The sequence below is a fragment of the Bradyrhizobium sp. UFLA01-814 genome (genome assembly GCF_046718885.1).
In the GTDB taxonomy this organism is placed as follows: Bacteria; Pseudomonadota; Alphaproteobacteria; order Rhizobiales; family Xanthobacteraceae; genus Bradyrhizobium; species Bradyrhizobium elkanii.
The window spans coordinates 1-5,894 of the sequence record NZ_JAQOSR010000287.1; the positions used below are offsets into that span (position 1 = coordinate 1).

At 64.0% G+C, this 5,894-nt stretch carries 6 protein-coding genes; all 6 read left to right on the forward strand.

Features of this window, described 5'->3' with window-relative positions:
* A partial coding sequence (locus tag PMN64_RS41440; RefSeq protein ID WP_411784933.1) for an amidase family protein occupies nt 1-384 on the forward strand: 384 nt, incomplete at its 5' end.
* Between the two features lie 3 nt (nt 385-387).
* Nucleotides 388-678 (forward strand): hypothetical protein, encoded by a 291-nt coding sequence (locus PMN64_RS41445; protein ID WP_411784934.1) that lies wholly within the window; start codon nt 388-390, stop codon nt 676-678.
* A 156-nt stretch (nt 679-834) separates the two neighbouring features.
* On the forward strand, nt 835-2,196 hold the full coding sequence (locus PMN64_RS41450) for a patatin-like phospholipase family protein (RefSeq protein WP_168858152.1): 1,362 nt from the start codon (nt 835-837) through the stop codon (nt 2,194-2,196).
* 220 nt (nt 2,197-2,416) lie between these two features.
* On the forward strand, nt 2,417-3,904 hold the full coding sequence (gene gatB, locus PMN64_RS41455; protein ID WP_016843985.1) for an Asp-tRNA(Asn)/Glu-tRNA(Gln) amidotransferase subunit GatB: 1,488 nt from the start codon (nt 2,417-2,419) through the stop codon (nt 3,902-3,904).
* Between the two features lie 30 nt (nt 3,905-3,934).
* The gene (locus PMN64_RS41460) at nt 3,935-4,357 is read left to right on the forward strand and encodes a hypothetical protein (protein ID WP_155258521.1); all 423 of its coding nucleotides are present in this window, start codon (nt 3,935-3,937) and stop codon (nt 4,355-4,357) included.
* A 1,080-nt stretch (nt 4,358-5,437) separates the two neighbouring features.
* Nucleotides 5,438-5,704, forward strand: coding sequence for a hypothetical protein (locus PMN64_RS41465; RefSeq protein ID WP_018271956.1), 267 nt, complete (start codon nt 5,438-5,440; stop codon nt 5,702-5,704).
* Nucleotides 5,705-5,894: the final 190 nt, after the last annotated feature.

Consider the following 5,894-nt stretch of genomic DNA (forward strand, 5'->3'; position numbering starts at 1 on the left):
GGCACCTATGTGCTGTCGGCCGGCTACTACGACGCCTATTATCTGCGTGCGCAAAAGGTCCGGACGCTGATCAAGAAGGACTTCGAAGACTGCTTCGCCAGGGGCGTGAACGCGATCCTGACGCCGGCGACGCCGTCGGCAGCGTTCGGCATCGGCGAGAAGGGCGGCGCCGATCCGGTCGAGATGTATCTCAACGACATCTTCACGGTGACCGTGAACATGGCGGGCCTGCCGGGCATCGCCGTGCCCGCCGGCAAGGACTCGCAAGGTCTGCCGCTCGGCCTGCAACTGATCGGCCGTCCGTTCGACGAGGAGACGCTGTTCTCGCTCGGCGAGGTGATCGAGCAGGCGGCGGGCCGCTTCACGGCGCCCAAATGGTGGTGAGCGATGGCGGATTTCCGCGCCAGTTTCGCTGACACCGCGCCCGATGCGGCGCTGTCGCCGCCGCTCGCCGCATTGTGGTGGGCGAAGAAGGGTGATTGGGACCAGGCGCACCGCATCGTGCAGGATGAGGGCGACGCCAATTCGGCCTGGGTGCATGCTTATCTGCATCGCGTCGAGGGCGATCTCGGCAACGCCGGCTACTGGTATCGCCAGGCCGGCCAGCCGGTCGCAAAGGATACGCTCGAAGCCGAGTGGGAGCGGATCGTTGCCACGCTGCTGGCGCAGCGCGGCTAAAGGACGCCGGTGCGGAGGCACCGCGAGCATTAACCCTGTTTCGGCCGCCATGCCGCCGCCCAGATTGGCCGTGATAGGCTAATGGAACCGGGCGGGGGCCAGCGGCAAAAGAGAGTATTCGTGCGTGGGTCGGGCATAGGGGGATGGCTGTCAGCAATGCTGGTGGCCGTGGTGGCGGCGGGCCTTGCCGGCTGCGCCTCCGTCTACAATCTGCCCGGCAACGTACCGCTCGGCGCCGCGCTCGCCGACAACAGCAGCGCCCGCGACATTCCGGCCTACGAAGATGATCTGCTGCTCGCGCTATCGTTCTCCGGCGGCGGCACCCGCGCGGCGGCGTTTTCCTTCGGCGTGCTGGAGGAGCTTGACCATACGCGGTCGAGCGCGGCGGGCACGAAGACGCTGCTCGACCGCGTCGACTTCGTCTCCGGCGTCTCCGGCGGATCGGTCACCGCCGCCTATTTCGGATTGAAGCGCCGCGCGGCGCTCGACGATTTCCGCCAGCGCTTCCTGCTGCGCAACGCCGAGGAGGGACTGAAGACCCGGATCTCGCTCGGCAATATCGGGCGCGCGCTCGGCGGCGGCGTCAACGACAGCCAGTTCACCGATTGGCTCGATCAGAATTTGTTCGACGGCGCGCGGTTCGATGCATTGGCCGACGATCGCCGGCCGCGGGTCTGGATCAACGCGTCTGATATCTACAACCGCACGCCGTTCGTGTTCGGCAAGACATCGTTCGACGCCTTGTGCAGCGACATCAGATCGTATCGTGTCGCCGAAGCGGTGGCGGCATCGGCCGCGGTGCCGCTGGCATTCGCCCCGATCGTGCTGCAAACCTATCCCGGCGGTTGCGCCGCGCCGCTGCCGGCCTGGCTCGAGCGGGTGCGCAACGATCCGAACGCACAGCCGTTGCTGCGCGCCTACGCCGAGGCCCAGGCGCATTACCGCGACGGCTCGATGCGCTACGTCAAGCTGCTCGATGGCGGCCTCGTCGACAATTACGGCCTGTCGGGACTGAGCATCGGCTTGCTCGCCGCGCAACGGCCCTATGAGCCGCTGAACGAACGGCAAGCGGCCAAGCTAAAGCGCATCCTGTTCCTGGTGGTCGACGCCGGCCGCGGCATCTCCGGCGACTTCGTGCAGACGCTCGAAGGGCCGAGCGGCGTCGAACTGGTGTCCGCAGCCGCCGACACCGCGATCGATGCCAGCGTGCGCTCCAGCTACGCCGCCTTCACGGCGCTCGCCGAGGACTGGTCCGGCAAGCTGAAGCGCTGGCGCTGCGGGCTGTCGGCGGCGGAGCGCAGCCGGCTCGGCGTCGGCGCCGGCTGGAAATGCGGCGACGTCGCGATCTATGTCGAGCGGCTCGGCTTCGACCGGCTCGGGCCGGACCGCGCCGGCATCCTGAACGCCATCCCGACGCGGCTGTCGCTGCCGCCGGAGCAGGTCGACCAGCTGATCGCGGGCGGCGCCGACGCGCTGCGCTCGAGCAAGGCCTATCAGCAGTTCCGGCGCGGGCTCTAGATTTCGGCCGCCCATCGACACCGTCTATCCTCATCCTGAGGAGCTTGCGAAGCAAGCGTCTCGAAGGATGTAGGCCGCCGGCGGGGCCTCATGGTTCGAGACGCGCGTTCCGCGCTCCTCACCATGAGGGGGTCCATAGGTGCAAGGCGGCTTGACTGGCGCGATTGGTTGCGCGAAGCCCAATCCATCCCAGATATCCTTTATCCGGAAACCGAGATCCATGACCGCATCTGCCGCCCCGCACAAGCTGATCAAGAGCGCCACCGGCGATTGGGAGGTCGTGATCGGCATGGAGATCCATGCCCAGGTCACCTCGAACGCAAAGCTGTTCTCCGGCGCATCGACCGCGTTCGGCGGCGAGCCCAACTCCCACGTCTCGCTGGTCGATGCAGCGATGCCGGGCATGTTGCCCGTGATCAACGAGGAGTGCGTCCGCCAGGCGGTGCGCACCGGTCTCGGGCTGAATGCGAAGATCAACCTGCGCTCGGTGTTCGACCGCAAGAACTATTTCTATCCGGACTCGCCGCAGGGCTACCAGATCAGCCAGTACAAGTCGCCGATCGTGGGCGAGGGCGAGGTGTCGCTCGAGCTCGACGGCGGCCGCAGCGTCACGATCGGGATCGAGCGGTTGCACCTGGAGCAGGACGCCGGCAAGTTGCTGCACGATCAGTCGCCGACGATGTCCTATGTCGACCTCAACCGTTGCGGCGTTGCGCTGATGGAGATCGTCTCCAAGCCCGACATCCGCGACGCCGAGCAGGCCAAGGCTTACGTCACCAAGCTGCGCTCGATCCTGCGCTACCTCGGCACCTGCGACGGCGACATGGAGAAGGGCAATTTGCGCGCCGACGTCAACGTGTCGGTGCGCCGTTACGGCGAGACCGCGTTTGGCACCCGCTGCGAAATCAAGAACATGAACTCGGTCAACTTCATCGGCCAGGCGATCGAGTATGAGGCGCGGCGCCAGATCGAGATCATCGAGGACGGCGGCTCGATCGACCAGGAAACCCGGCTGTTCGACCCGAACAAGGGCGAGACCCGCTCGATGCGCTCCAAGGAAGAGGCGCACGACTACCGTTACTTCCCCGATCCCGATCTGTTGCCGCTCGAGTTCAGCCAGGCCTTCGTCGACGATCTGAAGGCGCAGCTGCCGGAACTGCCGGACGAGAAGAAGTCCCGTTTTATTACGGGCTTCGGCCTGTCGCCCTATGATGCGAGCGTGCTGGTCGCCGAGCGCGAGAGCGCGGAGTTCTACGAGACGGTGCTGTCGGGTCTTGCCGACAAGGCGCGCGACGGCAAGCTCGCCGCCAACTGGGTGATCAACGAACTGTTCGGTCGTCTCAACAAGGAAGGCGTCGAGATCGCAGCTTCGCCAGTGTCGGCGGAGCAACTCGCCGCGATCGTCGACCTGATCGGCGAGGGAACGATTTCCGGCAAGATCGCCAAGGACTTGTTCGAGATCGTCTGGCAGGAAGGCGGCGATCCGCGCGCGCTCGTCGAGGCGCGCGGCATGAAGCAGGTCACCGACCTCGGCGCGATCGAGAAGGTGGTCGACGACATCATCGCGGCCAATCCCGACAAGGTCGAGCAGGCGAAGGCGAAGCCGCAACTGGTCGGCTGGTTCGTCGGTCAGGTGATGAAGTCGTCGGGCGGCAAGGCGAACCCGCAGGCGGTCAACGACCTCTTGAAGTCGAAGCTCGGCATCTGAACAACAGGACAATGATGTTGTCCTTGGCGCATGATCCAGCCGGATCATGCTCCCTTGCATGCTTCCTTGCCGTCACCTCCGGCGTCGTCGCGCGCGCGTGAACGCGGCGTGATCCTGCCTCACACCCTCCGTTCGCGGCGCGCCGGCGCCATCGGCGCCGAATCGCCGAAGCCGCGATTCGTTCGCAAATCCGGTTCGGATGACCTCAAACGAGGCAAAACCCGTCTTACCCACGAAAATTTTTTCGTTGCCAAAAATTACGACTCGGCGTCGGCGACGCGCCGCTTTTCGTCGGCGCTCGCGACTCAACGCAATGACGGTCGCGCGTCGATCGCTCGAATGCGAATTCAAGAAAAGCCTACAACAGAAGGCGTTTCCTGCAACGTTGACAAATGCCGATGTCGGCGGCCGTTGCGTTTCTTGCATCGTCGCGCGAATGACGCGTCGATTTGAACGGCGGCGCGCACGGTGCGCACTGCCAGCGCTGCGTCAACACTTCCTTAAGCGGGACACTGTTTTTTTCGGTCTGTTGGTGTATTCGGGAAGTAGTGCATATCGATTCCCGAGTGCACGCAGCGAAGTAAGAGCCATCTCACATACTGGAGGGCAACATGGCTAAGAAGGCAAAGAAGGCGAAGAAGGCGAAGAAGGCGAAGAGCGCAGTGAAGAAGACTGCGAAGAAGACCCGCAAGGTCGCCAAGAAGAAGTAAGCCTCTCGCCTTGAGAGGATTGCCGGCGGCTTGACGCCGGCACGTCGCGAGAGCCAGCGGACGGACTGCTGAGAGGCACATCCCACCCCCAAGGCTCTGGCTGACGAAAGAGGGTGTCGGCGAGACATCAGGTCAAACGGCTGGATCGAATTTCGGAGAGGGCAACCTTCCCAAAACCGGTCCGGCAGAAGAAACAGAGATTTCTTCGTTCGGTGCGGAGCCCGCTTGGTTCCGCAATTTCACCGGCGAGAATGCCGAGCTGAAATCTGGTCCTGACGTGTTCGCCGACCCCCTCGTTCCGGCGGCCCGCGCAGTCCGCGCCCGGCAGCCACTTTCCCCATCCCCGTTCCGGATCGACGTTGGGCCTGACGGCCTCGCGTTGCTTTTGTCTGTGCACCGATCGCACGCCGTTCCGCGGCTCGTCCATAGGTCGCGCCGCCCCTCCGTCAATTTCGAAAACTGATCCCTGGTGGGACCTGCCGACGCCCGCGGCCAATGTCCGCCATGGTTATCGTTGTCCCAAGCACCAGGGTAAACCGGCGTTCACGAATGCAAGGAAGTGCCTGCGGCACAGGCATTTCTGCGATTCCTCGATGTGCCCTTGGCGACGCCGATTTACATCCCGTTCATCGCGATACTTAAACCGCTCTTCAAATTTGATGGGCCATGATCATCCCAACAAGCCGGCAACCGGCACGCGGTGATCCCAAGGATCGGCGCGGGGCATGATCAAGAGATCAGCCCGGGAATGACAGGGTAGTTTTAACAGTGGACGGGGGCCGCGCTCGGGGGAGGGCGGCCAACAACAAAAAGGGGAATGAGAATGTTTCAGGGGGTCATCGATCAGGAAAGCGCTGTCCCGGTTGCCGCAACGGCAATCCAGGACGTGCTGTTCGAACGTGGCATGTATTGGGCGAGCGGCCGCTCCGGCGTGGTCAACCTCATCGCGGCGCACAAATGGTTCAACCTGGCGGCGCTCAAGGGACGTACTGATGCGATCGCGCACCGCCGCGAAGTCGCCGAGCAGATGTCCGATGTCGAGATCGCGGCTGCCCAGCGTGAAGCCCGCGCCTGGATGACGACGCACTAAGCCAACCGATGTCGATGGGAGCCTTGGCTCCCTCGCTCCACCTAGAACCAGTGTCGCGCCGCGTAGATCACGGTCATCAGCGCTCCGGCCACGATGACGAACTGCCGGACGGTTGTTTAGTCCGGAGACATGGCTGACACCTGTTCGGACACATCACTGACAGGTTGGCGGTTGGTCAAGTCGATTGATG